This is a genomic window from Hymenobacter ruricola, assembly GCF_015694525.1.
GTDB lineage: Bacteria > Bacteroidota > Bacteroidia > Cytophagales > Hymenobacteraceae > Hymenobacter > Hymenobacter ruricola.
This window is the reverse complement of the sequence record NZ_JADQDM010000002.1, coordinates 295,974-320,907: the sequence shown is the minus strand read 5'-3', so window position 1 is coordinate 320,907 and position 24,934 is coordinate 295,974. Positions and strand designations below refer to the sequence as shown.

The window sequence follows — 24,934 nt, the reverse complement described above, 5'->3', positions numbered from 1 at the left end:
CGGGCAAGAATGGACAGTGACAAAACCATCCGCCGCCGTGATGCCGTATTCACTATCGGTTGTCAACGGTGGGCAAACGGTAGTAGACGACTGCATTTGGTATGTGAGCCGCTGCCCTGCCGCGCCCAGCGCTTCGGTGCGCCAACAAAAAGCCCCGCCCACCGGGCGGTGGGCGGGGCTTGGCCAGGACCAAACGGCCCGCTTACTCGATGGCCAGCGCCTGGGTGCTGCTTTGCGGCCCAGCCGCGAGGCGCAGCGTGTAGAGCCCGGCCGGTAGCGCGCTCACGTTGAGCGTGGCCGCTGAGCCCACCGCCACGGCCCCAAGCTCCTGCCGGCGCACGCATTGGCCGAGGCCGTTGTACACCTCGGCCCGCAGCCCTGCGGCGCCGGTGGGCAGCACGACTTGCACGCTCTGGTGGGCAGGGTTGGGGAAGCAGGCGGCCGGGAGCGTTTTGGCAGAAGGGCGGCTGGCGGTAACAACCTGGTCGAGGCGTGCCTTGACGTTGGGGCCCGCGCCGTTGGTGCCATTATCAACAATCACCAGCAGCGGGAACGAGGTATACACGGAACCCATGACGAGCGACGTGCCGGCGCAATTGCTCATGAGCGAAGCCCTGGGGTTGAAAGCACCGGTGCCGGTGACGTTGCTTGAACGGCCCCATAACGCGGTGCCCGCCCCGGCCGCCGCAGAATTGTAGGTCGCAAAAATTCCGACACCGCCCGGAATGCTGGTCGCCAGCACGCCAGTGGGACTGGCCAGCGTAAACACCGTGGGCGTGCCAAAGCCGCCCTGGCCGGTGCCGGGGTACAGGCGCACGGCGTTGCCGGGTCCGTCGGCCATCACCACGTCCAGCAGGCCGTCGCCGGTCACGTCGGCCGCGTCGGTGGCGCCGGTACGGGCCAGGGGGGTGGTGCCCGCTAGCGCAAAGCCGCCCTGCCCGTTGCCCAGGTAGGTTTTCAGCAGGTTGGTGGAGGTGCTGCCCACGAGGCAGTCCAGCTGGCCGTCGTTGTTAAAATCGGCCAAGTGCAGGTTCGGGCTGCTGGCGCTGGGGTCCAGCGGCACGTCCGGGGCCGCGGCAAAGGCGCCCTGCCCGTTGCCCAATCGCACGGCCAGCACCGTGGAGGCCGGCGCGCCGCCCGGCGTGGCGGGCACCAGCAGCGGCACCACAAAGTCGAGGTTGCCGTCGGCGTTCACGTCGCCCACCCGCACCCTGCCGGGCGGCGCGGCCACCGGCACAGCCGCCGGCACCCCAAAGCCGCCCATGCCGTTGCCCAGCGCCACCGACACCATGCGCACGGTGGCGCCGTTCGAGCTGGTGAGCAGGTCCAGCTGGCCGTCGTTGTTCATGTCGGCCACGGCAATGCTGCCGGGCTGTTCGCCGGTACTCAGCAGCGTGGCCGCATCGAAGAAGCCCGGGCCGTTGTTGCCCAGCCGCAGGCGCACCCGGTCGTTTTGCGCATCGGCCAGCAGCAGGTCGATTTTGCCGTCGTTGTTGACGTCGGCTAGGGTGGGGTCGTAGAGGGCGGTGCCCACTTCGGGCAGGCTGCCGGTGCCCGGGTAGGCGTTGATGAACTGGCTGCCGCTCACCGGCGTGCGGAACTGGTACACGGTGCCCGGCACGGGCAGGCCGTTGGTGCCGCGCACGGTGGAAGGCACCGTCACGCTCACCATTTCGCCCAACCCCAACCCTTGGCTCACCTGGAAATGCAGCTGAGTGGTGCCGTCGCCGCTACCGTTGCCACTCAAAAGCCCACCGCGCCGGCTGCCAAAAACCCGGATGCCGCTGGCGCCCGTCACGGGCTGCGAAAAAGTGACGTTAACACTGCCGACCGGAGACGCGTCAAAGTCATTGCGCGCCGGCACAAAGCCACTGGCATAAGGAGCCTGCGCCGCCGCCCCACCGGGCAGCAGGGCCCAGATGGCTCCGGCGACTAAAAAAGGGTAGTTTTTTTTCATGACCAGCAAGAGGATACAAGGAAGGAAAATTCGCGTCAGCAATGATAACCAAACTTTTCGGGAAGCAGAAACCGGCCAATATATTTATTTATTGGCAGCTTTGGGCAGGGCGCTGGCTTGGCGTCAAGGCCGCGTGGCGGGCTTGGCCTTCAGCCGTGGGCGCCTCAAAGCCGTACCACGCCCAAAGCCCGCGCCCATGCTCCCCCGCTCCTCCGCCGCCGTTCCCACTTCCTTCGCTGCCGACGAGCGCCTGCGTTGGGTTGAGCGCATTGCCAAGCTCATGGACAGCCAGTTTGCGCTGCCCGGCACCCGCTTCCGCTTCGGCCTCGACCCGCTGCTGGGCCTGCTGCCCGTGGTGGGCGACTTGTCAACCACCGTCGTGTCGGTGGCCTTGCTGATGACCATGTTCCGGCACGGGGCCAGCGGGGCCGTGGTGGTGCGCATGGCCCTCAACATCCTCATCGACACCGTGGTGGGCGGCATTCCCATCCTCGGCAACCTCTTCGACTTCGCCTACAAAAGCAACGAGCGCAACGTGGCCCTGCTGCGCGCTCACTACGCCGAGGGCCGCCACCCGGGCAGCGGCAAGGGGCTGGTGCTGCTTCTGCTGCTGTTTCTGGCCGCCGTAGTGGCGCTGGTGGGCTGGGGCAGCGTGGTGCTGCTCAAGTGGGGCTGGCAGCAGTTCAGTTAAGAGTTAAGAGTTGGGAGTTAAGAGTTAAGCGTGAGCGACTAAGAGTTAAACGCACGAAACCCCTTTCCCTCAACTCCTAACTACCAACTCTTAACTCTTAACTCATAGCTCCCCTTCGCCCAGCCACCGCGCCACCGGGTAGCGGTTGTGGCCCGGCTCGTGGTAGGCGGAGTTCAGGTACACCCATTCCAGCTGGGCCGGGCCGTTGGCGGCAAAAGCAGGGTTGCCTTGCTTCAGCTTCTCCAGCCGCTCGCGCAGCGCGGGCTCGCGGCGGAGCAGGTCGGCAGCCAGGTCCTCGAATACGTAGTCGGAGAAATGCTCTTTCTGTTGCAGCACGCTGTCAAAGAAGCCCCAGGCAAAGAAAGAATCGGTGGCCTGCGGCTCCAGGGTTTCCATCAGGTAGCGGATGGGCGCGGCTTCGCTGAGGTACACCACGAAGTCGCCGGGCTGAAAGGTGGCCGTTTCCCGCACGGTGCGCAGCTGCACCTGGCTGTGCACGTAGTGCCCCTCAAAGGGCTTGGCTGTGGTCTTGTAGTCCTCGAAGTAGTAGGTTTCCACGGGCACGCTCACTTCCTGGGTTAAGGCCTCCAATGTAGCGCCGTTGCGCCGCAGCAGGTCGGCCACTTCCGTCCAGGCTTTGGGCAGGAGGTAGGCCGTGGGCCGGGTGGCCGTGGTGGTGGGCCGGTAGGTGTTGAAGTATTTAACCGGCCGGGTAAACGGCGCGGCGCGGTCGTAGTAGAGGCGCGGCTGGCCGCTCACGTCGCTGGGCTTCATTCGGCCCTCATAGCCCCGGAACTGCACGGTTTCGTGCTGGGAGTCGTCCAGGGCCCAGGTGAGGGGAAAGGTGGTTTGGGCCGCCATATCGACTGCCGCCGTGGCGCGGGCCGCCGCCAGCGCGGCCGCCTGCTGTTCCACGGTTTCCAGCACTGTTTTCAGGAAGTCGTAGGTGGAGTGCACGCGCGGCGCGAAGGCCTTGAGCATGTGCGTCTCGGGCATGAAGCCGATGGTGTTGAACAGGGCCGCGTAGCCGGTAGAATAGCGCGGGCTCTCCAGAAAAGCCTGCAGGCCGCTCTCCGGCGTCCGGCCCTCAAAGTCGACGTAGGGCGTCATGGGCCACTTTTTTTGCTCCATGCCCTGGTACAGCGCGGGCAGCAGTTGCCCCTGCAGGTACGTGCCCAGGGCCGGCGCCAGCTTGCTGTGCTGGGTGGCAATCAGGGTCATGGTGTACTGGTAGTCGGCCCCGTTGGACGTGTGGGTTTCCACAAACACATCGGGCTGCCATTTCTGAAACAAGGCGGCAAACGACTGCGCATTGCGCGATTCCTGCTTGATGTAGTCGCGGTTCAAATCCAGGTGCCGGGCATTGCCCCGGAAGCCGTATTGCGCCGGCCCGTTCTGGTTCACGCGGGTGGTCGAGTTACGGTTCAGCATGCCGTCGATGTTGTACACGGGCACGATGACCACCGTCACCTGGCTCAGCAGCTTCAGCAGCGGCTTTTGCTGCAGCAGGTCGCGGGCCAGCATCATGCTGGCGTCGATGCCCTCGGGCTCGCCGGGGTGGATGCCGTTCTGAATAAAAACGACAGGTTTGCGGGCGGCCAGATTCAGCTTGCCGCTGTTCGCCCGGCCTTGGTCAGTCGACGGCATGCTGAAGCTTACGGCACTGCTCAGCACTACTTCGTGCAGCGGCAGGCCCGCGTCGGTGAGCCCGGCTTCGGCCAGGTGCAGGTGCTGCGGGTAGGCCGCGGCCAGCTTTTGGTAGTAGGCGATGCACTCGGCGTAGGTGGCCGTGGTGTTGCCGGCGGGGTCGTTTTCAAACGGGGTGCGCCAGGCGGCTGGCGGGGGGGTGGGGGCGAGGGACATCAGCGAAGCGAGCAGAATGGTAAACATGGCCGCAAATTCACACCAAAACCCGAACCCCGCCCCGGAGGCGCCGTACCTTTGGCCAAATTCACCCATTTGCTGCTGCATGTCTGACGCCCCCGCCCGCCCGCTCATTTTGGTTTCCAACGACGACGGCATCACCGCCCCCGGCATTCGTAACCTGGTCGAAATCGTGCAGGCTCTGGGCGCCGAAGTCGTGGTGGTGGCGCCCGATTCGCCGCAGTCGGGCATGGGGCACGCCATCACCATCGGCCACGCGCTGCGCCTGAGCAAAAATCCGGTGTTCGGGCCCGACGTGGAGGCCTACGAGTGCTCCGGTACCCCGGCCGACTGCGTCAAAATTGCCAAGCACTATGTGCTGAAAGGCCGCACCCCCGACCTCGTGGTGTCCGGCATCAACCACGGCTCCAACGCCTCGGTGAACGTGCTGTACTCCGGCACCATGTCGGCGGCCATTGAAGCGGCCATTGAAGGCCTGCCCGCCATCGGCTTCTCGCTCTGCGAGTACGGCCCGCAGGCCGATTTCTCGCACGTGGCCGAATGGGTAAGCCAGGTGTGCCGCCACGCCCTGGCCCACGGCATTCCCGCCGGCACGGCCCTGAACGTGAACATCCCCAAAAACTCCGCTACGCCCATTGCCGGCCTGCGCCTGGCCCGCCAGGCCCGTGCCAAGTGGCAGGAAGAGTTCGACTGCCGCCTCGACCCCTACCAGCGCCCGTACTACTGGCTCATCGGTTCGTTCGTCAACCTCGACCACGGCACCGACACCGACGAGTGGGCCCTGGCCCACAACTACGTTTCCGTAGTGCCCTGCAAATTCGACCTCACCGCCGCTCACGGCCTGGCCCAGCTCAGCCAGAACTGGCAGCTGCCGCTGCCCGAAGCCTCTGAAGTACAGGCCCCGCCCCAGCCCATTGCGTCGGAAGACTACGGCGTGGCGGCGCAGGAGTAGGCGCGCCGCGGCCCGAAGCTAGGAACCGGAATGGCGCCGGGCGCCGCGCTTGCCCACCGGCAGCGAGCGCACCGATTTGGTCGGCGCGGGCACGTGCGCGGCCTTGCGCACCACCACGGTAGGCGCCGATGTGCCGGCGGTGGCGTCCGCCAGAGAGCTGAGGCGGCGCAGGGCCACCACTTCGGCCCCTACCGCCACGGCCAGCACCAGCAGCAGGCCCGAAATCAAGATTTTCAGCAGAGTACGCACGGAGACTTTAATTACTCCCCGAAGTTACTTTCCGGCCTATGAAGGCGGAATGAACCCGGCCGCCGTGCCCGTCTCGGCGCCAAAATGCAGCACGAACGCCGTGCCCTGGCCCACCGTCGACTCGGCCTCCAGGGTGGCGCCGTGGAAGGCGGCAATGGTTTTGGCGATGGGCAGCCCCAGGCCGTAGCCCTCCGGCGAGTTCGGCGCGTTGGCGTGGAAGCGCCGGAACCGGTCGAACAAAAACGGCAGGTGGTCGGCGGCAATGCCGGGGCCGGTGTCCTCCACGCGCAGGGTGTAGCCGCCGCGCTCGGCCGGGCGGCCCAGCACCCGGATGCGGCCGCCCTCGTGGTTGTATTTGATGGCGTTGCTGAGCAGGTTGCGCAGCAGCGTGTGCATCAGGCTGGCGTTGGCGTGGGGCCGCACGTCGTCGCCCTGGATGTCGACTTCGAGGGAAATGTCGCGCTGCTGCCGGCGGTCGTCCAGCTCCTCGGCCACGTCGGCCACGGCAGCCGACAGGCGCACGGGGGCGTCGCGCAGGTACTGCTCGTTTTCGATGTTGGCGATGAGCAGCAGGGTGCGCACCGTGTTGCGCAGGCGGTAGAGCGTGCGCTGCGATTCCACAATCTGCTGGGCGTGCGCCTCGGGCAGGGTGGGGTCCTGCAGCATATTCTCGAAGCGCGACTGCAGGATGCTGACCGGCGTGAGCAGCTCGTGGCTGACGTTGCTCATAAATTCCCGTTCCTTGGCAAACGCCGACTGTACCTGCCGCATCAGCGAGTTCAACCGGTCGTCGAGCCGGCGGAAATCAGTGGTATCGGTATCAACGGGTTGAAAGTTGAAATCCGACGGCTGACGAATGCCGCGCAGCTTGCGCACTATCAGCTCCCGCAGGGGCGCCAGCAGGTAGTGCGCCACCGCCGCATCCGACACCACCGTGAGCAGCGAGGCCGCCACCAGCACCCACAGCGCCAGCTGCCGCAGCGTGGCCGTGAGCAGCTCCACCGTCTCCAGCGAAGACCCTATTTCGACCCGAAAGGCGCGGTAGGCGGCCCCGCCGGGCGGGCGGGCAAAGCTGAGAATCCGGAAGTCTTCTACCTGCTGGTCGACCTGCCGGGGCTCCTCAAAAATGCGCTCGGGCGGCAGCGCGGCCCCGGCCGGCAGCGGCGTCAGGGTGATGTATTCCTGCTTGAAGATGTTGTAGTCGGCGTAGGTTTCGGCCCGCTCGCCGCGTTCGAAGGCCACGAGGCCGTCGCGGGCGATGAGGGCCAGCACCCGGCGCTGCTGGTCGCGCAGGCGGAAATCGGTGTGCGCCACGGCCACCCGCTGCACGATGGGCGGAATCACCAGGGCCCCGAGCAGCACTAGCAGCAGCTTGGAAATGGCATTGGAGAAGGCCAGCTTGGCTTCGAGTCTCATTTCATTTAACAATTAACATTTATCATTTAACACTCGGCTGGAGCTTGACCGGCTTTTTAGAAAGCCGCCAGCACGGCTGTTAGATGTTAATTGATAAATGTTAAATGAAAATCACTCCGCCGCGCGGTAGCCGATGCCGCGCACCGTTTCTAGGAAGTCGGCGGGGCCGAACTGGGCCAGCTTTTTGCGCACGTTCTTGATGTGTACGTCGATGTAGTTCGAGTCGGAGTCGTCTTCCAGCACGTTGCCCCACAGGTGCTCGCCGAGCTGCAGGCGCGTGAGCACCCGGCCGCGGTGCAGCAGCAGGTAGTGCAGCAGGTCGAACTCCTTCTTGGTGAGGGGCACTTCCTGGCCGTTGTGGCGCACCAGCCGGGCGTTGGGGTCCATGCTAAAGCCCTGGCCGAAGGTGATTTCGGGCCGCTTGAGGTTGAACTTGCGGCGCGTGATGGCCTGCATCCGGCTGGTGAGCTCCAGCAGCGAAAAGGGCTTGGGCAGGTAGTCGTCGGCGCCGAGGTCGAGGCCGCGAATGCGGTCGTCGAGGGCGCCGCGGGCGGTGAGGATGATGAAGGAGGCCTCCTGGTTTTCGTTGAGGCGGGCTTCTTTGAGCAGGTCCAGGCCGTCGCCGCCGGGCAGGCCCAGGTCGAGCAGCACGAAATCGTAGCTGCTCACGTAGAGCTTCTCGGAAGCTTCCGCGTAGGTGTAGGCCGAATCGACCAGGTACTGGGCCTGGAGCAGGAATTGCCGCATTTCCTGGTGCAGGCTTTTTTCGTCTTCGATGAGCAGAACGTGCATGGGGCGGGGCGGTGAAGCCATTAATGAATTACGCGGGTGCAACATACGGCACGGCCGCCTGAAGGCCGCATGAAGCCGGCCGGCCGCGGCCGTTTCGGGATTGTGGCGTAATTTGCTCGGGCAACTTTTACCTTCTCGTATTTTGGCTATGACTGCACGTTTTCCGTTCCGTATCTTCCTGTTGCTCGCCGTTTTCGCGGCGTTCGCCAGCCGTTCCGCCTCGGCCCAGACCAAAGTCAAGGTCAAGACCAAAGAGAAGCCCGTCGTCACGACGGTGTACATCGTGCGTCACGCCGAAAAAGATTCCACGTCCAACCCCGCCGACCCCACGCTCTCGGCCGCGGGCCAGGCACGGGCCCTGGCCCTGCGCCAGACCCTGGAGAAGCGCCACCCGGCCGCCCTCTTCACCACCAACACCACGCGCACGCGCACCACGCTGGCGCCGCTGGCCGCCGCCACCAAGCTGGAGCCGCAGGAGTACGACCCGCGCCGCGGCCGCGACCTGGCCGACCTCATCCTGAAGCAGTACGCCGGCAAGTCGGTGGTGGTGGTGGGCCATTCCAACACCCTGCTCTCGCTAATCGATGACTTCGGGGCGGTGCCGCCGGTCGACGAAATCGGCGAAAACGAGTACGACTACCTGTTCACGGTGCGCGTGGCCGACGGCGTGTCGCCCACCGTGGAAACCCGTGGCTACGGCGCCGAGCGGAAGCCCCTGAACAAGGCCAAAGCCGCCCCGGCCGCCATGGCCCCGATGACGCCCGCGGCCCCCAACAAATAGCGCCCGCTTCCGGCCATGACCGCCTTACGACTGCTGGCCGCGTTGTTTCTGAGCAGCGCCCTGGCCCTATCCGGCTGTTCTTCCAAGAAATACGTGCCGCCCACTCCGCCCGTGCCCGTGACCACCGTGTACCTCGTGCGCCACGCCGAAAAGGACAACGCCTCCAACCCCGCCGACCCTACGCTGTCAGTTGCGGGCGAAGCGCGGGCGCAGGAGTTAAGCAAAGTGCTGGCGGGCACGACCCCCGCGGCCCTGTTCACCACCGACTTCAAGCGCACGCGGGCCACCCTGGCCCCGTTGGCTGCGGCCACCGGCGTGGTGCCGCAGTTGTACGACGCCCTGCAGCCCGTCACCCTGGCCGCCCTCATCCGGACGCAGTACGCCGGGAGAACGGTGGTGGTGGTGGGCCATTCCAACACCCTGCTGCCGCAGATTGAAGCCTTGGGCGTCGCCCGGCCAGTGGCCGATATCGCCGAAAGCGAATACAACTACCTCTTCAAAGTGAGCATGGCCGACGGCGCGGCGCCGGCGGTGACCGTGAGCAAATACGGCCAGTAGCCCAGGCGCCGACCGGGCAAAACGGCCGCCGACGCACCCCGCGCGGGGCCGCTGCCGTACTTTCGCCCCGGCCCGGCCCCACTGGCGGGCGCTTTCGGTTGTTATCTTATGCTGAATTCCGTTCCCCGATTGTTGGCCAGCGCCGTGGTGGTGTTGGCGTTGAGCGCGCCCGCCGCTCAGGCCCAGGTTCGCCGCAAGGCCAAACCCGCGCCGGCCGCCGCCCCGGCCAAAGCCGACAAAACCGACTCGCTGGCTTTGCGCAAGCTCTTCGACGAGGCCCTGCTGCGCGGCGAGAGCTACGAAAACCTGCGCTACCTCACCAACACCATCGGGCCGCGCCTTTCCGGCTCGCCCCAGGCCCAGCAGGCCGTGGACTGGGGCAAGGCCACCATGGAAAAAGCCGGCTTCGACCGCGTGTACCTGCAGGAGGTGATGGTGCCGCACTGGGTGCGCGGCGGCAAGGAGAAGGGCGAAATCGTGGGCAACAAGGGCAAGGAAATCAGGGTGGCGGTGTGCGCGCTGGGCGGCTCGGTGGGCACCGGCGGCAAGCTGAAGGCCGGCGTGGTGGAAGTGCACAGCTTCGAGGAGCTGAAAAACCTGCCCGACGAGGCCGTGAAAGGCAAATTCGTGTTCTACAACCGTCCCTTCAACGACGCCCTGATTGAGCCGGGCGCCGCCTACGGCGGGGCCGTGGACCAGCGCGCCCTGGGCGCGGCCGAAGCGGCCAAACGCGGGGCCGTGGGCGCCCTGGTGCGCTCCATGACCAGCGCCCGCGACGACAACCCGCACACCGGCACCATGCGGCCGGCCACCATTCCCGGCGCGGCCCTCAGCACCATGGCCGCCGACCAGCTCAGCCAGCTGCTCAAGGCCAGCCCGGAGCTGCAGTTTGAGCTGGAGATGGAATGCACCACCCTGCCCGACGAGAAGAGCTACAACGTGGTGGGCGAAATCCGGGGCAGCAAATTCCCGCAGGAAATCATCACCGTGGGCGGCCACCTCGATTCCTGGGACCTGGCCCAGGGCGCGCACGACGACGGTACGGGCTGCGTGCAAAGCATTGAGGCCCTGCGCCTGCTGCGCGCGGCCGGCTTCAAGCCCGAGCGCACCATCCGCGCGGTGCTGTTTATGAACGAAGAAAACGGCGCCCGCGGCGGCACCGAATACGCCCGCCTAGCCGCCCAAAACAAGGAAACCCACGTTGCGGCCATCGAGTCGGACGGCGGCGGCTTCACACCTCGCGGCTTCAACCTCGAAGCCGACGCCGCCACCCTCGCCAAAGTGGCGAAATGGGCCCCGCTGCTCCAGCCCTACGGCGTCGACGACATTCAGGCCGGCCACAGCGGTACCGACATCGAGCCCCTGCAAGCCACTGTCCACCCCAAAGCCCTCATCGGCTACAAGTGCGACTCACAGCGCTACTTCGACATTCACCACACCGCCGCCGACACCTTCGACAAAGTGAACCGGCGCGAGCTGGAGCTGGGGGGCGCCAGCATGGCCTCGCTGATTTATCTGTTGAGCAAATACGGGCTGTAAGCCCCCGGCGCCCGGCCCCGGGGTGCCTCGAAAACGTGAATTCAGTTGTGAACAAAAGCCCTTTCAATAAGCTGCGGCTCTGCCTGTGGGTGGCCCTGGGCCTGGGGCCGGCATTTGCTAATTCGGCCTTTGGGCAGGGGATAGGCGCCGAACTCACGGCCCGCTATTGGGTGACGCTGCGCGACAAAAACGGCGTGAATTTCGACCCCGACCAGTACTTCTCCGCTGCCGCTCGTGCCCGCCGCGCCCGCCAGCACCTGCCCGCCTACGACGCCACCGACCTGCCGGTGCGGCCCGATTACGTGGCCGCCGTGGCCGCCCGCGTCGACACCGTGACGCTGGTAAGCCGGTGGTTCAACGCCGTGGCTTGCCGCGCCACGGCCCGGCAGGCGCGGGCCTTGCAGGAACTGCCCGGCGTGCGCGCCGTCACGCCGTGGCCGTTCCGGGAAGCGCAGGCGGCGCGGTTTTCGGCCGCGGCCGACGACGCTGCTGCGGAAGCGGGCTCTCCCCCGCGCAAAGGGTTGTCGGCCAACGACTACTTGCTGGCCCGCCGCCAAACGGCTCACCTTGATGGCCCGGCCTTGCGCGCCGCCGGCCTCGACGGTCGCGGCCTGCGCATTGCCGTGTTCGACGTGGGCTTTCGCGGGCTGCCCACGCATCCTGCTTTTCGGGAATTGATAGCCGACAAGCGCATCATCGCCACCCACGACTTCCTGCGCCACGGCGACAACGTGTTCATCGGCGGCAGCCACGGCACCGAGGTGATGGGCTGCCTGGCCGGGCGGCTGCCGGGCCTGAACGGCTTGCTGGGCCCGGCCCTGGGACTGGCGCCCGCCGCCGAGTTCCTGCTGGCCCGCACCGAGCAGCTGCACCGCGAGCGCTACGCTGAGGAGGAAGCCTGGCTGGCCGCGGTGGAATGGGCCGACCGCCTCGGGGCCGACCTCATCAACTCGTCCCTGGCCTACACCGAGCAGCGCTATTTTCCGGAGCAGATGGACGGGCGCCGCAGCCTCATTGCGCGGGCGGCCAACCTGGCGGCCCGCAAGGGCCTGCTGGTGGTGAGCGCCGCCGGCAACGACGGCGACAACGACTGGGTGCGCATCGGCACGCCGGCCGATGCCGACTCGGTGCTGGCCGTGGGCGGCCTCGACCCGGAAACCGGTCTGCACGTCGATTTCAGTTCCTATGGCCCCACTGCCGACCGCCGGCCCAAGCCCAACGTGGCCGCTTTCGGCATCGTGCTCACCACCACTTCCGACGACTACGAGCGGCTGGAAGGCACGTCGTTTTCGTCGCCGCTGCTGGCCGGGTTCGCGGCCTGCATGTGGCAGCAGCAGCGGCAGCTCACCGCCATGCAGCTGTTTCAGGCCCTGCAAAAATCGGCCGAGCTGTACCCGTATTTTGATTACGCCCACGGCTACGGGCGGCCGCGCTACGCCCGCTTCAAGGCAGCCCCGGGAGCGGCTGCGGTGGGCCCGACGTTCGATTTTGTGCCGCACGACAGCCTAGTGGCCGTGGTGATTCGGCCCGAGGCCGCCGTGCGCCCGGCCGAGGTGCTGCCGCTCATGGCCGAGCAAAGCGGCACGGTGCTGCCCACCGAGCTGGCCGACGAGGGCAAAGCGCCCGCCGAACCCAACACGCCCCGCGTGGGCCGCGAGCAGCCCCTGCCGCCGGGCACCGCGCCGCTGGCGCCCCTGCCCGAGCCCAACTACCCCGCCTACCTCTACTGGAACCTTGCCGACCACCGCGGCGTGCTGCACCGCTACGAAACCCGCGCCGTGACGCAGCGCCTGGTGGTGCAGGTGCCGCGCCGGCTGCTGCGGGGCGGCGATGTGCTGCGGGTGCACTTCAAAGGCTATACCGCCAGCTACTCCGAATGAGCCAGGCCCGAATGAAACTGACCCAATTCGCCATGAAAACCGGCCGTAAATTCCTCCACGGCGGTTTGGTGCTGGGTGTATTGCTGCTGGCGGCTGGGCTTCCGGCCCGGGCCCAGCAGGTGCTGGTGCAGGCCAACGTGGCCGACGATACCATCAAAACCACGTTTGGGCCCAACCGGCGCTATTTCGGGCACGCCTACCTGGGCTATGGCCTGCTGGCGGGAGGGGCGGGCGCGGGGGCTCCCGTGCGCTACGGCCTGCGCTCGGGCGAGTTGCGGGTGGGCGGCCGGCTCAAAAGGCGCTTCACCCAAAGCCTGGCCCTGAATCTGGACCTGGGCTATGCCTACCAGCACCTGGAGCTGGCCCAAAACGACCAGAAAACCGTGCCCACGCCCCAGCTGCACCGCCAGGAAAGCCTGGCCTGGCACCAGCTCTACTCCGAAATCAGCCTGCGGCTGAATGCCGGCCGCCGCGGCAATTCCGTGGGCCGCTACCTCGACGTGCTGGCCGGCGGCGGCTGGGTGGCGGCCACCAGCCACAGCACCGAAGAAGAACCCGGCCCTGGCATCGGCTCGGTGGAAGTGACGGAGCGTGGCCTGCCGTACCTGCGCCGCTGGATGGGCACGGCGGGCGCCCGCCTGGGCCTCGACCGCTACGCTTTCACGGCGCGGCGGCGCTGGTCGCCGGCCTTTGCCGCGGGCTATGCCTGGCCCGAACTGCCGCGCTGGGTGCTGGGCCTGGAAATCGGGCTGTTCTAGTCCGGGGAAGGCCGGTAAATCCTAAGGTTTCGGTTTGTCGTAAAAATGGGGCCGGGCGGCCCTGCCCGGCGGTGCCGCATGGCTCCGGCCTCGTTTTCCTGCCTTACCTTCGTGCCTCCGGCGGCCTTGTGCCGGTATATCTACATGAAAACTTACTTGTCTAAATCAGTTACTTTACTCGCCGTGGCGGCCGGTTGCGCGCTCCAGCTTTCGTCGTGCGTCAGCACCGAGCGGGAAGTGAGCAGCTCCAAAGTCGACCCGCGCAGCACCTACACCCCGCCGCCCGCCGGCTCGCGGGTGCGCATGACCAACAAAACCGTGCTCAATACCGTGAGCACCACGCACGCGTTTTCGGACCCCAGCGCCCCGGATAATTTCATTCTGGAGCTGCGCGGGCCGCGCGTGCTCACCGCCCAGGCTCACCTCATCGTGACGAACAGCAAGGGCGACACCCTGCGCCACGAGGTGCTGCCGGCGCGGGCCCTGCTCACCGAGAAAGCGCTGAGCGACCCGCAGGCCGCCAGCGTGCGCGACCAGGAAATTGCCATTCTGCAAGGCATGAACAGCTTCTTCGCCGACGGCCATTTCATTCAGCCGGCCGTGGCGGCCGGGGCCGAGCAGCCCGCCGAAATGGACACCAAAACCTGGGCCGCCCTGCGCGAAGACCCCGCTACCGTGGGCTTCGACTTCGTGGGCGCCGGCGGGGCTGAGCACCGCATTGCCTTCGCCCGCAAGCTTGGCAAAGCCGTCATCATCAGCCAGTAATTGGCTGGGTGCCGCTTTTTTATCTGGTAAATTCACGTTTTCTGTTCAGCCGTTTCTCATGAAATTCTTCCTCTCCTTCGTTGGCGTCCTCGTTGCCATTCTGCTCTTTATTCGCTTCGTGCCTTCGGCCCCCATCAACCCGGTGCTGCCCGTGGAGCAGGGGCAGGAAGAAGTAAATGGCCACAACGCCGAAGTACCCAAAGGCTCGGGCGAGGAGCCGGCTGAGGAGGAAGGCGAAGAGGGCCACAGCAGCACCAGCGTGGCCCCGGTAGCACCCGGCCAGACCTACGGCGCGGCCATCAGCCCCGACGGCGCCCTGCCGATGACGGCCCTCAGCACCGCCCTCGGCTCCCGCGACTCGGCCCAGGTGAAGCTGGTGGGCAAGGCCTCGGCCGTGTGCCAAGCCAAAGGCTGCTGGATGACGCTGCCCACCGCCGACGGCAAGCAAATGCGCGTCCGCTTCAAGGATTACGCGTTTTTCGTGCCCAAAGACCTCAGCGGCCACAACGTGGTGGTGAGCGGCTGGGCTCACCGCACCACCACCAGCGTGGCCGACCAGCAGCACTACCTGCGCGACGCCGGCAAGCCCGAGAAGGAAATTGCTGCCATCACCCAGCCCAAGCAGGAAGTAAGCTTTATGGCCGACGGCGTGCGCGTGGTGAACTAAACCACACCGCCTTCGAAGGCAATCGTCAGAACGTCATGCCGAGCGTAGCCGAGGCATCTCGCGTGCAATGGTAATCCAATTAATCAGGATTACTTCGGCATGCGAGATGCCTCGGCTGCGCTCGGCATGACGTTCTGGTTTTATTTCGCACCACCTTTCCGACATCCTGACGCCCCGACATCCCATGCCCGATACGCCCGACATTCAGCAACGCATCCTGGCCCTCACCGAGCGGCTGCACCACCTCAACTACCTCTACTACCAGCAGGACACGTCCGAAGTCTCGGACCAGGAGTTCGACCAGTTGCTGGCCGAATTGCAACGGCTCGAAACCGAGCACCCCGACCTGGCCCAGCCCAACTCGCCCACGCGCCGGGTGGGCGGCACCATCACCAAGCAGTTTCCGACGGCGGTGCACCGCTACCCCATGCTCAGCCTGGGCAATACCTACTCCGAGGATGACCTGCGCGAGTTCGACGAGCGGGTGCAGCGCGGGCTGGAAGGCGCGCCCTACAGCTACGTCTGCGAGCTGAAGTTCGACGGCGTGGCCATGAGCCTGAGCTACGAGCACGGCCAGCTCACGCAGGGCGTGACGCGCGGCGACGGTACTCGCGGCGACGTGGTGACGCCCAACGTGCGGACCATCAAAACACTGCCGCTGGCCCTGCGCCCGGGCCCCGACCAGCCCCAGGATTTCGAGGTGCGCGGCGAGGTGTTTATGCCCCTGCCCGTGTTTGCTGAGCTCAACGCCGAGCGCGAGCAAAACGGCGAGGCCCTGCTGGCTAACCCCCGCAATGCCGCCAGCGGCACCCTCAAGCTGCAGGATTCCACCCAAGTGGCGGCTCGCAAGCTGCGCTTCTACGCCTACGCGCTGCTCACGCCGGGCCGGCACTTCGCCAGCCACAGCGCCGCTTTGGAAGCGCTGAGCCGCTACGGGTTGCCGGTATCGGACACCTGGCGCCGCGCTTCGGGCATTGAGGAAGTGCTGGAATTCGTGCATTACTGGGCCAAAAAGCGCTTCGATCTGCCCGTGGCTACCGATGGCATCGTCATCAAAGTAGACGACTTGCGCCAACAGGACCAATTGGGCTATACCGCCAAAAGCCCGCGCTGGGCCATTGCCTACAAGTACCCGGCGGAGGCGGCGCGCACGCGCCTCAACGAAGTCATTTACAACGTGGGCCGCACCGGGGCCGTGACGCCCGTAGCCATGCTGACGCCCGTGCCGCTGGCCGGCACCGTGGTGAAGCGCGCCACCCTGCACAACGCCAACCAGATTGAGCTGCTCGACCTGCGCCTGGGCGACACCGTGTACGTGGAAAAAGGCGGCGAAATCATCCCCAAAATCACCGGGGTGGACCTTTCGGCCCGGCCGGCTGAGGCCACGCCCATCAAGTACCCCACCGAGTGCCCGGCCTGCGGCACGCCGCTGGTGCGGCCCGAGGGCGAGGCCCACTTCCGCTGCCCCAACGAGCGCGGCTGCCCGCCCCAGCTCAAGGCGCGGCTGGAGCATTACGTGTCGCGCAAAGCCCTGAACATCGATGGGCTGGGCGCTGAAACCGTGGGCCGCTTCTTCGATTTGGGTATGGTGAAAACGGTGGCCGACATCTACGACCTGCCCGCCCGCCGGCCCGAGCTGGTGACGCTCGAACGCCTGGGTGAGAAAAGCATCGACAACCTCATTGCCGGCATCGAGGCCAGCAAGCAGGTGCCGTTTCCGCGCGTGTTGTTTGGCCTCGGCATCCGCTACGTGGGCGAAACCGTGGCCCAGAAGCTGGCGGCGCACTACCGCAGCATCGACGCCCTGATGGCCGCCTCGGCCGAAGAAATGGCGGCCGTGCCCGAAGTGGGCGGCGTGATTGCCGTGGCCGCGGCCCACTGGTTTCAGCAGGCCGAAAACCGCGAATTAATCGAGCGCCTGCGCCAGGCCGGCGTGCAACTGGCCGTGACCGGCGAAGCGCCCGTGCCCGCGTCGGACCGCCTGGCGGGCCTGACGTTCGTCATTTCCGGCGTGTTTGAGAACCACAGCCGCGACGAGCTGCAGCAGCTCATTATCTCCAATGGCGGCAAAATCACGGGCTCCATCAGCAAGAAGCTGAGCTACTTGGTGGCTGGCGACAACATGGGCCCCGCCAAGCGCGAAAAGGCGCTGGGCTTCAAGGTGCCTATCATCTCGGAAAGCGAATTGATGGCGCTGCTGCCGAACCCTGATGAATCTCCGGCCGCTGATGCTGCCATTGATGCGCCAATTACGGCGGGACCGAGGGAACAAGGGTCATTGTTCTCGTAATTTTCGATGCAAAACTGCACGGTTTTTGGTAAGCAGGTCTGCTGATTACAACTCTTTCTGCCATGTTGAAACCAACAAGAATTCCCCGGGCTTTCACCAGTCTTGGCGTGCTGGCCTTGCTAGTGAGCTGCTCCAAAGAGGCCCCCGACTGCAATTGTCCTCCCATGGTGAACAAAGTGACGCCAGCGGTGGCGCCCGTTGGGGCGGCCGTTGCGTTGGAGGGCTACAATTTTGACGCCGGCGGCAACAACCAGGTGCTCATCAACGGGGTAGCGGCGGCTATTACCGCATCGTCAGCTACGCGGTTGGACATTGTCGTGCCCGCCGGCGTGTACAGCCAGACCAAGCCTTACGGGCAGGTAATGGTTAAATCACAGGGGCGTGAAGGCGGGCAGGCCCAGATTTTCTCGGAAGATTACCCACAGATAACCGCCATTCAACCGGCAAGCGGGCCCGTCGGAACCGTCGTCACCCTCACCGGTAAGAATTTCAACCCGTCGATAGCGGGCAACCGGCTTCTGTTTTGGTCTTCTGTGCCGGTAGCGCCTACAGCAGCCAGCTCAACCTCCCTGCAAGTGGTGGTGCCGGCCGGCGCCAAAACCGGCCCGTTGTACCTCTACAAGTACGTGAAGGGTGAATTCGGCCAGGCCGATGCGGAATATGTTTCCCAATCGAGCCCCGTTGATTTTACCGTAACCCCGTAGCCGTACCCAGGCATTGCCGCGCAAAAAAGCCCGGCGCTGGATGAACCAGCGCCGGGCTTTTTTGCGCGGCAATGCCTGTTCTTAGAAGCTTTGCACGATATTATTCCGCAGCGTCTTGGGCGACCAGTAGCCGCTGGCAATGATGCGGCGGATGGTGAACAGCGGGTCGTTCTGGTCGCGTTTCTCGGCCAGCGAGAAGGCCGCCACGAAGCCGCGCTTCTTCAGCTCGGGGAACGCCTGCGGGTTCCAGAGGCCGAAGGGGTAGGCGAAGTAGTTGATTTTCTTGCCCGTGATTTCCTCCAGCGTTTTGGTGGGCTTGTCGATTTGGGTTTCCCAGTCCTTGCCCTGGTACTTCTTCACGTTGTGGTGGTCCCAGGTGTGCGAGCCGATGACGTTGCCCTCGTCCGACAGCTGCTTCACCATGGCCTTGGTCATGTAGTGGGGGCGGCCCAGGCTCACGGTCATCACGAAGTACATGGCCTTGTAGCCGTACTGCTCCAGCGTGGGCCGCGCGATGGTGAACTGGTCCAAATCCGTGTCGTCAAACGTGAGCATGATGGGCTTGCTCGGCAGCTTGGCGCCGGTGGTCATGTAGGCGTAGAGCTGGTCGGGCGAGACGGTGTGGTAGCCCGAGTCGGCCAGCATCTTAATCTGGGCCTTGAAGGCGGCGATGGGCACGATGTAGTCCTTGGCGCCTTTGGAGTCGCGGGCCGTCCAGTCCCGAATCTGGTGGTAGCAGAGGATGGGCACCTGCGGCCGGGCCAGAATGGCGGCCGCGTTGCCGGCGCTGGCGGCCGGAATGCTGGTGGGGTCGGGCGCGGGGGTGGCGTTGGCCTCGTCCTCGGCAATGGCTTTGGTGCCGGAGGTTTCGGCGGCGGCCGGGTCGGTGTTGGCGGCCTCGACGGTGGCGGAGCTGGTGGAGGTTTCGCCGGTGGTGGCGGTTTTGGAATCACAAGCGGCCACGGCGAGGGCGGCCAGCAGGAGGGAAGCGGAAGAAAATTTCATGGCAACTGGGCCGCGTCGCACGCGTCCGCCAACCTGGGCGGTAACATAAAAACGGGCGTGGCCGCCGGCACTGGCGGGCCGGGCGCGTGCGACGCGCCCCTACCTTTGCACAAAACTACTCCCCAATGCCCGGCATGACCAACACAAATTCCCGCCTTCCGCTCTTTCACGGCACGGGCGTGGCCCTCGTCACCCCCTTCACGCCCAAGCTGGCCGTGGACTACGCCGGCTGGCGCCGCCTGCTCGATTTCTGCATTGAGGGCGGCGTGAACTACCTGGTGGTGAACGGCACCACCGGCGAGTCGCCCACCACCGCGGCGGCTGAGAAAACCGAGTTGCTGCGCGTTGCCAAGGAGCACGTGAGTGGCCGCGTGCCGCTGGTCTACGGCATCGGCAGCAACGACACGGCTGCCGCCGAAGAAGCCCTGCGCACCACCGACTTGCACGGCATTGCCGCCGTGCTCTCGGCCAGCCCTGCCTACAACAAGCCCAGCCAGGCCGGCCTGGTGGCGCACTACCAGCGGTTGGCCGATGCCAGCCCCGTGCCGCTTATCCTCTACAACGTGCCCGGCCGCACCGCCTCCAACCTCACGGCCGAAACCACGCTGCGCCTCGCGCACCACCCCAACATCATCGGCATCAAGGAGGCCAGCGGCCTGATGGAGCAGTGCCTCGCCATCGCCGCGCGCAAGCCCCAGGACTTTTTGCTGCTGTCGGGCGACGACATGCTCACGCCCGCCCTCATCGCCTGCGGGGGCGAAGGCGTCATCTCCGTCCTCGCCAACGCCTTCCCCAAGCGCTTCGCCGACCTGACCCGCGCCGCCCTGGCCGGCGATTTCGCCGCCGCCCGCGACGGCCTCTTTCGCCTCCTTCCGCTCAACCCCCTGATGTATGAGGAAAGCAACCCCGTGGGCGTAAAAGCCGCGCTGGAAGCCCTGGGCGTGTGCGGCGCGGCCGTGCGCCTGCCGCTGCTCGAAGCCACCGGCGGGCTCAAAGAACGCATCAGGAAAGAATTGTAGGCTTCAGGAGGGGCACCAACGGCTCCACACGACGCGGTTACGATACGCAGATTAACGGTTTGTATACAACCGCGTGCAGTTACGATACACAGACAGGTAGTTTGTATACAACCGCGTGCGGTTATGATACATCTGGGTGCGGCTTTGTATACAACCGCACTGTGTTGCGATACATAGTGGTATGACTTTATGTACAACCGCGGTGTGTTGCGATACATCGGGGTACTACTTTATGCCCAACCACGGTGTGTTAGTATACAAAGGACCCGACTTTGTATACAACGCCGGTGGGTTACGATACAGCGGAGGCCATTTTGGGCTACTGCGCGGGTTCGGGCCGGCCATTGGCGGGCCTTGGGGCCGTTGGGCCGCCAATGAAGCCGGCCGGCACCGGCCCGCCGGGGCGAATAGCTTGCGCCGCTCGCCACCCATTGCTCACCGCAGCCTCACCAGCCGCTGGCCAGCACGTCGGCCACGTGCAGGCACTTGAGGGGCAGTTTTTCGCGCTTGATGTAGGACTCCAGGTGCATGAGGCAGCTCACGTCGGTGCTCACGAGGTAGTCGGCGCCGGTGTCGAGGGCGTGCTCCACTTTTTGCTGGGCCATGGCCACCGAAATGGCTTCAAACTTCACGGCGAAGGTGCCACCGAAACCGCAGCAGGTAGTGGTCTCAGCCATTTCGACACGTTCCAGGCCGGCCACGCCGTCGAGCAGCTGGCGCGGCTGCGGCCGGATGCCGCACTCGCGCAGGGCCGAGCAGGAGTCGTGGTAGGTGTATTTGCCAGCCAGGCGGGCGCCGGGAATGGCCGCGATGCCGAGCACATCGACCAAAAATTCCGTCAGCTCGTACACGCGGCCTTGCACGGCGCGGCAGGCGGGCTGCTGGGCCGTGCCGGCAAACAGCTCGTTGTAGCTGTTGCGCACCATGCCCACGCAGGAGGCTGAGGGGCTGACGATGTAGCGGCCCGCGTCTTGCGCCGGGGCGGCGAAGTCATGCAGAAATTTCTCGGCTACCGTGCGGCTTTGGTCGTGGTAGCCGGCGTTATAGGCCGGCTGGCCGCAGCAGGTTTGGTCGGGGTTGTAGTTGACTGTTACGCCCACCCGTTCCAGCACCTTCACCATGTTCAGGGCCGTGGCGGGGTAAAGCTGGTCGACGAAGCAGGGGATGAAAATGTCGGCGGTGAGGGACATTGGGGCAAGTCTTAGTGAGTGGCAAACACCCCGGCGGCCGCTTCCCGCGCGCTCCCAAACGCCGCCATATCCAAGCCCGTATCGACGCCGCGCTCGGCCAGAAAAGCCAATAGATTCTCCGTGGCCATGTTGCCCGTCAGCTCATCGGCCGCCATGGGGCAGCCGCCGATGCCGCCAATGGCGCCGTCGAAACGGCGGCAGCCGGCGTCGTAGGCGGCCGTCACTTTCTCGCGCCAGGTGGTGGGCGTGGTGTGCAGGTGGGCTCCGAACTCAATATTGGGAAACGCGGGAATCAGGGCCGAAAACAAGGGCGCGATGGTGTCGGCCGAGGAGGCGCCCACCGTGTCGGACAGCGCCACAATGGGCACGCCCAGCGCCGCCAAGTGCTCGGTGAAATCGGTCACGATTTCCGGGCTCCAGGCATCGCCATACGGGTTGCCGAAGCCCATGGAGAGGTAGGCCACCAGCTTTTTGCCGGTGCGCTCGCACAGGTTGTGCATGGCCGCCACGTCGGCCAGGGCCTGGGCGGTGGTTTGGTTGGTGTTGCGCCGCTGAAAGGTTTCCGACACCGACAGCGGGAAGCCCAGATAGGCGATTTCGGGGTGCTGGGCCGCGGTTTCGGCGCCGCGCAGGTTGGCCACGATGGCGAGAAGCTTGGTCGAAGTCTGGCTCAAATCGAGCCCGGCCAGCACTTCGGCCGTATCGCGCAGCTGCGGAATGGCTTTGGGCGACACAAACGAACCGAAATCCAACGTATCAAAACCCACTTGCAGCAGGGCGTTGAGGTAGGCGGTTTTGGTGGCGGTGGGAATGAAATCGGGGAGGCCCTGCATGGCGTCGCGCGGGCATTCGATGAGCTTCATGGAACGAGGAAAGAGGGGCGGGATGGGCGCGCAAAGGTAGCAGCCCGGCCGCGCCGCGGGGAGGAATGCATACCGAACTACCACCCGTCGCCCAGTGTTTGGAGGCATGCTTTTCAAGATGGATAGAGTTTCTCAGCAACCCGCGCCACGGTTGCTCACCAGTTACTTTTGGCTTTTGCTACTCACGGCGGCCTCACTGCTCAGCGGCTGTAGCAAGCAGCAAACCCTACAGGCGCTGTTCCAGAAAGCCACGCCGCACGAAGCCTACGCCCGCCAGCTGCACCAAGCCGGCCTTGACCGCCGGCCCGCGGGCCGCTCCTGGTTGGCGGCGGCCGACCAGGCCCTGCGCGACTCGCTCGTCGTAACCCTGCCCTTTGCCGAAACCGGTTACTTCCGCCCCGAGCGGCCCCTGGCCGCCAGCTACCGCTACGCCGTACGGGCCGGCGAGCAGGTGCACGTGAGCCTGGCCCTGGCCCCCGGCGCCAGCGCCCGCGTGTTTTTGGACGCCTTTGAAGTAGAGCCCGGCCGCGTGCCGGTGCCCATCATCAGCGCCGACACGCTGGTGCTGGACTTCCGCTATCGGGCCGACAACGACGGCCAGCACCTGCTGCGCGTGCAGCCCGAGCTGCTGGCTGCTGGCCGCTACACCCTTAAAGTGAGCCGCGAGCCCAGCGTGAGCGTCTTCCCCGTGAAAGGTCGTACCGACGCGGCGGTGGGCAGCTTCTGGGGCTCGGCCCGCGACGGGGGCGCCCGCCGGCACGAGGGCATCGACATTTTCGCCCCGCGCGGCACGGCCGCCGTGGCCGCCGTGGCGGGCTACGTGACGCGCACCGGCGAAACGCCCCTGGGAGGCCGTGTGGTGTGGCTGACCGATGTGGCCCACAACGAACACCTGTATTACGCCCACCTCGACAAGCAGTTGGTAACGCTTGGGCAGCACGTGCAGCCCGGCGACACGCTGGGCCTGGTGGGCAACACCGGCAACGCCCGCACCACGGTGCCGCACCTGCACTTCGGCATCTACCGCGGCGGGCGCGGCGCCGTCGACCCGTTTCCTTTCGTGCAGCACGCCGAGGCCCCGGCCGTGGCCACCGCCGGCCCCGACCGCCGGGGCGAGTTTGTGCGCCTGCGGGAAGCCAGTTGGCTGCAACCCACTTCGTCGTTGAAAAAAACGCAGAAATCCGCTGCAGCTCATCTCACCAAGCAAGTGCCGCTGCTGGTGGTGGGGCAGCAGGGAGCCGCGCTGCGGGTGCTCACGCCGGGCGGGCAAACTGGCTACGTGGCCGCAAAAGCCGTGGTGGCCGCCCGCGAAAAGCCACTCCGACGCCTGAGCTTGCTGGCGGCTACGGAGCTGCTGAACGGGCCGGGAGCGGCGGCCCCGGCCATCGGGGCGCTGGCGGCGCATTCAGCGGTGACGGTGCTGGGCCAGGCCAACGCGTATAGCTTGGTGCGCGGCCCGCTGGGCGAAACCGGCTGGGCGGTGCTGTAATGCGAGCGTCCGTTAGGCGGTGAGCCCGACAACCCGTCTTGGCGCGTTGCGTTAGCGGGAGCAGGGCCGTACTTTGCGGCCCGGCGGCGCTGTGCCGCCCCATCATTCCCCCGTCCTCCCCATGCCTGATACTTCTTCCTCCAACTGGGCCGACATGGCCGCTTCCCTGCTCGGCAAGCTGTCGGGCGGCGTCGAGCTGAGCTGCGCCTTCGAACAAATGGAGCTGCAAGTGCCCAACCCGCAGAACCCTAACGCCCCCGCCGCCACCTGGAAGCTGAACGGCTCGCTCCGCATTCGCACGCGCGGCGAGCAGCCCGCGGGTGCCGCCACGCCCCAATTGCCGGCCAGCCCCGCCGAGCCCGGTGCCTAGCGCCCTCGAAATCGATGCCCAGCTGGTCATCACCTGGAACGGCCACCCGCTGCAGCTCGCCGCGGCGGGCACCTACCTCATCCTGAACATTCCCAGCCAGCAGGTGCTCGACCAGCTCACGGCCGGCCCGCCCAAGGCGCCGGGAACCCCCAAAGCCCCCAAGCCGCCGGGTCCCGACCCCTTGCAGCAAATCAACGACCTGGCCCGGCAGCTGGGCTGGGTGCTGGACCTGCGGGTGGGCGGCAAAACCTACGTCACGTTCGGCGTGCAGCGCACCCCCAAAATCACGCTGAACGCGGTGCTGGGCAAAATCGGCTCGTTTTTCAAATAGCGCGGTGCGATGGGCCAAATTCGGGCATTTTGCAACTAATTTTTCCCCGATTAGTTTGGAGAATGTACCCCTTGGCCCCGCGCCCAATGAACTCCGAACCGAACCATGACAACCGGGTAGATGCCCGCCGACGTCCCTCGCCGTTTGCCCGCATCGAGCGCATGCCGCCGTTGGTGATGGTGCTTTACCTGGCGCTGCTGGCCATTGCCGTCATGTTTGTGGTGCTGGTGGTGGCCTACGTGGCGGCCCGGCTGAAGAGCGGCGTACCCACGGGGCTGCACCCGCTGCCGCGCTATTTCTCGCTGAGCACCATCGTGCTGGTGCTCAGTAGCTACACCATTGCGCAGGCGCCCCGGCTCTACGCGCAGGACGATTTGGCCAGCCTCGGGCGCTGCCTGGGGGCCACGCTGCTGCTGGGCTGCGTGTTTGCGGGCCTGCAGGTGCTGGGCTGGCGCGAGCTGCTGGCGAACGGCGTGCCGTTTGGCGGGCCCGGCAGCAAAAGCAGCGGCCAGTTCATCTATCTGATTTCGGCGCTGCACGTGGCGCACCTGCTCGGCGGCATGCTGTTTTTGCTGGCTTTCATGCTGCGCGTTATTCACAACGGGCGCGACGCGGTGCGCACGCTGGTTTTCATCCGCAACCCCTACTACCGGCGCCAGCTGCGCCTGCTGGGTACCTACTGGCACTTTATCGACGTGCTGTGGGTGATGCTGTTTGCCGTCTTCCTGTTTCTCTACTAACGTGTAACGTGCTGGGAATGCAAGCAAGCGGCCGCGAATAAAAC

General features: G+C 65.8%; 24 protein-coding genes. 16 read left to right on the top strand and 8 right to left on the bottom strand.

What is annotated here, in order from left to right; all coding sequences use genetic code 11:
* Positions 1–202: 202 nt before the first annotated feature.
* Positions 203–1,957 (bottom strand): T9SS type A sorting domain-containing protein, encoded by a 1,755-nt coding sequence (locus I2H31_RS05415; RefSeq protein ID WP_196291983.1) that lies wholly within the window; start codon positions 1,955–1,957, stop codon positions 203–205.
* Between the two features lie 196 nt (positions 1,958–2,153).
* On the opposite strand from I2H31_RS05415, the gene I2H31_RS05410 reads away from it, so the two are divergent.
* Positions 2,154–2,648, top strand: coding sequence for a DUF4112 domain-containing protein (locus I2H31_RS05410; RefSeq protein WP_196291982.1), 495 nt, complete (start codon positions 2,154–2,156; stop codon positions 2,646–2,648).
* Positions 2,649–2,750: 102 nt separating this feature from the next.
* Here the strand turns inward: I2H31_RS05410 and I2H31_RS05405 are convergent, their stop codons facing one another.
* A complete protein-coding gene (locus I2H31_RS05405) occupies positions 2,751–4,511 on the bottom strand; it encodes a M14 family metallopeptidase (RefSeq protein WP_196291981.1) in 1,761 nt (586 codons plus the stop codon).
* A gap of 106 nt (positions 4,512–4,617) precedes the next feature.
* Between I2H31_RS05405 and surE the strand changes: the two genes are divergently transcribed.
* Positions 4,618–5,484 carry a 5'/3'-nucleotidase SurE gene (surE, locus tag I2H31_RS05400; protein ID WP_196291980.1) on the top strand — a complete coding sequence of 289 codons (867 nt, stop codon included), beginning with the start codon at positions 4,618–4,620 and terminating at the stop codon, positions 5,482–5,484.
* Positions 5,485–5,502: 18 nt separating this feature from the next.
* On the opposite strand, the gene I2H31_RS05395 is transcribed toward surE, so the two are convergent.
* From I2H31_RS05395 to I2H31_RS05385, 3 genes are all read right to left on the bottom strand, one after another.
* Positions 5,503–5,733 carry a hypothetical protein gene (locus I2H31_RS05395; RefSeq protein WP_196291979.1) on the bottom strand — a complete coding sequence of 77 codons (231 nt, stop codon included), beginning with the start codon at positions 5,731–5,733 and terminating at the stop codon, positions 5,503–5,505.
* Positions 5,734–5,769: 36 nt separating this feature from the next.
* Positions 5,770–7,149, bottom strand: coding sequence for a sensor histidine kinase (locus I2H31_RS05390; protein WP_196291978.1), 1,380 nt, complete (start codon positions 7,147–7,149; stop codon positions 5,770–5,772).
* Between the two features lie 111 nt (positions 7,150–7,260).
* Positions 7,261–7,941: a response regulator transcription factor gene (locus I2H31_RS05385; protein WP_196291977.1), complete on the bottom strand. Its 681-nt coding sequence runs from the start codon at positions 7,939–7,941 to the stop codon at positions 7,261–7,263.
* Between the two features lie 148 nt (positions 7,942–8,089).
* On the opposite strand from I2H31_RS05385, the gene I2H31_RS05380 reads away from it, so the two are divergent.
* The 9 genes from I2H31_RS05380 to I2H31_RS25035 all read left to right on the top strand — a co-directional run bounded on the left by I2H31_RS05380 (position 8,090) and on the right by I2H31_RS25035 (position 17,883).
* The gene (locus I2H31_RS05380) at positions 8,090–8,722 is read left to right on the top strand and encodes a histidine phosphatase family protein (RefSeq protein ID WP_196291976.1); all 633 of its coding nucleotides are present in this window, start codon (positions 8,090–8,092) and stop codon (positions 8,720–8,722) included.
* A gap of 15 nt (positions 8,723–8,737) precedes the next feature.
* The gene (locus I2H31_RS05375) at positions 8,738–9,280 is read left to right on the top strand and encodes a histidine phosphatase family protein (protein WP_196291975.1); all 543 of its coding nucleotides are present in this window, start codon (positions 8,738–8,740) and stop codon (positions 9,278–9,280) included.
* 108 nt (positions 9,281–9,388) lie between these two features.
* Positions 9,389–10,819, top strand: a complete 1,431-nt coding sequence (locus I2H31_RS05370) for a M20/M25/M40 family metallo-hydrolase (protein WP_196291974.1) — start codon at positions 9,389–9,391, stop codon at positions 10,817–10,819.
* Between the two features lie 47 nt (positions 10,820–10,866).
* Positions 10,867–12,699, top strand: a complete 1,833-nt coding sequence (locus tag I2H31_RS05365; RefSeq protein ID WP_196291973.1) for a S8 family serine peptidase — start codon at positions 10,867–10,869, stop codon at positions 12,697–12,699.
* A gap of 32 nt (positions 12,700–12,731) precedes the next feature.
* Entirely contained in the window at positions 12,732–13,457 is a 726-nt protein-coding gene (locus tag I2H31_RS05360; RefSeq protein WP_196291972.1) for a hypothetical protein, read from the top strand.
* 144 nt (positions 13,458–13,601) lie between these two features.
* The gene (locus tag I2H31_RS05355; protein ID WP_196291971.1) at positions 13,602–14,222 is read left to right on the top strand and encodes a hypothetical protein; all 621 of its coding nucleotides are present in this window, start codon (positions 13,602–13,604) and stop codon (positions 14,220–14,222) included.
* A 58-nt stretch (positions 14,223–14,280) separates the two neighbouring features.
* A complete protein-coding gene (locus tag I2H31_RS25040; protein ID WP_230687489.1) occupies positions 14,281–14,889 on the top strand; it encodes a DUF4920 domain-containing protein in 609 nt (202 codons plus the stop codon).
* 184 nt (positions 14,890–15,073) lie between these two features.
* A complete protein-coding gene (gene ligA, locus I2H31_RS05345) occupies positions 15,074–17,179 on the top strand; it encodes an NAD-dependent DNA ligase LigA (RefSeq protein WP_196291970.1) in 2,106 nt (701 codons plus the stop codon).
* A 62-nt stretch (positions 17,180–17,241) separates the two neighbouring features.
* Complete coding sequence (locus I2H31_RS25035; RefSeq protein WP_230687488.1) at positions 17,242–17,883, top strand: IPT/TIG domain-containing protein; 642 nt, start codon at positions 17,242–17,244, stop codon at positions 17,881–17,883.
* A gap of 81 nt (positions 17,884–17,964) precedes the next feature.
* Here I2H31_RS25035 and I2H31_RS05335 read toward each other — a convergent pair whose 3' ends face one another.
* Positions 17,965–18,888 carry a polysaccharide deacetylase family protein gene (locus I2H31_RS05335; protein WP_196291969.1) on the bottom strand — a complete coding sequence of 308 codons (924 nt, stop codon included), beginning with the start codon at positions 18,886–18,888 and terminating at the stop codon, positions 17,965–17,967.
* 134 nt (positions 18,889–19,022) lie between these two features.
* Here I2H31_RS05335 and dapA point away from each other — a divergent pair, with 134 nt between their 5' ends.
* Complete coding sequence (gene dapA, locus I2H31_RS05330) at positions 19,023–19,907, top strand: 4-hydroxy-tetrahydrodipicolinate synthase (protein WP_196291968.1); 885 nt, start codon at positions 19,023–19,025, stop codon at positions 19,905–19,907.
* A 446-nt stretch (positions 19,908–20,353) separates the two neighbouring features.
* Here dapA and I2H31_RS05325 read toward each other — a convergent pair whose 3' ends face one another.
* Both I2H31_RS05325 and I2H31_RS05320 read right to left on the bottom strand, forming a co-directional pair.
* On the bottom strand, positions 20,354–21,097 hold the full coding sequence (locus I2H31_RS05325; protein WP_196291967.1) for a (Fe-S)-binding protein: 744 nt from the start codon (positions 21,095–21,097) through the stop codon (positions 20,354–20,356).
* An 11-nt stretch (positions 21,098–21,108) separates the two neighbouring features.
* Positions 21,109–21,960 carry a hydroxymethylglutaryl-CoA lyase gene (locus I2H31_RS05320; protein ID WP_196291966.1) on the bottom strand — a complete coding sequence of 284 codons (852 nt, stop codon included), beginning with the start codon at positions 21,958–21,960 and terminating at the stop codon, positions 21,109–21,111.
* Between the two features lie 118 nt (positions 21,961–22,078).
* Here I2H31_RS05320 and I2H31_RS05315 point away from each other — a divergent pair, with 118 nt between their 5' ends.
* The 4 genes from I2H31_RS05315 (at position 22,079) to I2H31_RS05300 (ending at position 24,890) form a co-directional block, all read left to right on the top strand.
* Positions 22,079–23,449: a M23 family metallopeptidase gene (locus tag I2H31_RS05315; protein ID WP_196291965.1), complete on the top strand. Its 1,371-nt coding sequence runs from the start codon at positions 22,079–22,081 to the stop codon at positions 23,447–23,449.
* A 121-nt stretch (positions 23,450–23,570) separates the two neighbouring features.
* Positions 23,571–23,819 (top strand): hypothetical protein, encoded by a 249-nt coding sequence (locus tag I2H31_RS05310; RefSeq protein WP_196291964.1) that lies wholly within the window; start codon positions 23,571–23,573, stop codon positions 23,817–23,819.
* Positions 23,812–24,150, top strand: coding sequence for a hypothetical protein (locus tag I2H31_RS05305; protein ID WP_196291963.1), 339 nt, complete (start codon positions 23,812–23,814; stop codon positions 24,148–24,150). The genes I2H31_RS05310 and I2H31_RS05305 overlap by 8 nt, the downstream gene beginning before the upstream one ends.
* Before the next feature lie 86 nt (positions 24,151–24,236).
* Positions 24,237–24,890, top strand: coding sequence for a cytochrome c oxidase subunit 3 (locus tag I2H31_RS05300; protein ID WP_196291962.1), 654 nt, complete (start codon positions 24,237–24,239; stop codon positions 24,888–24,890).
* The last annotated feature ends 44 nt before the right edge of the window (positions 24,891–24,934 follow it).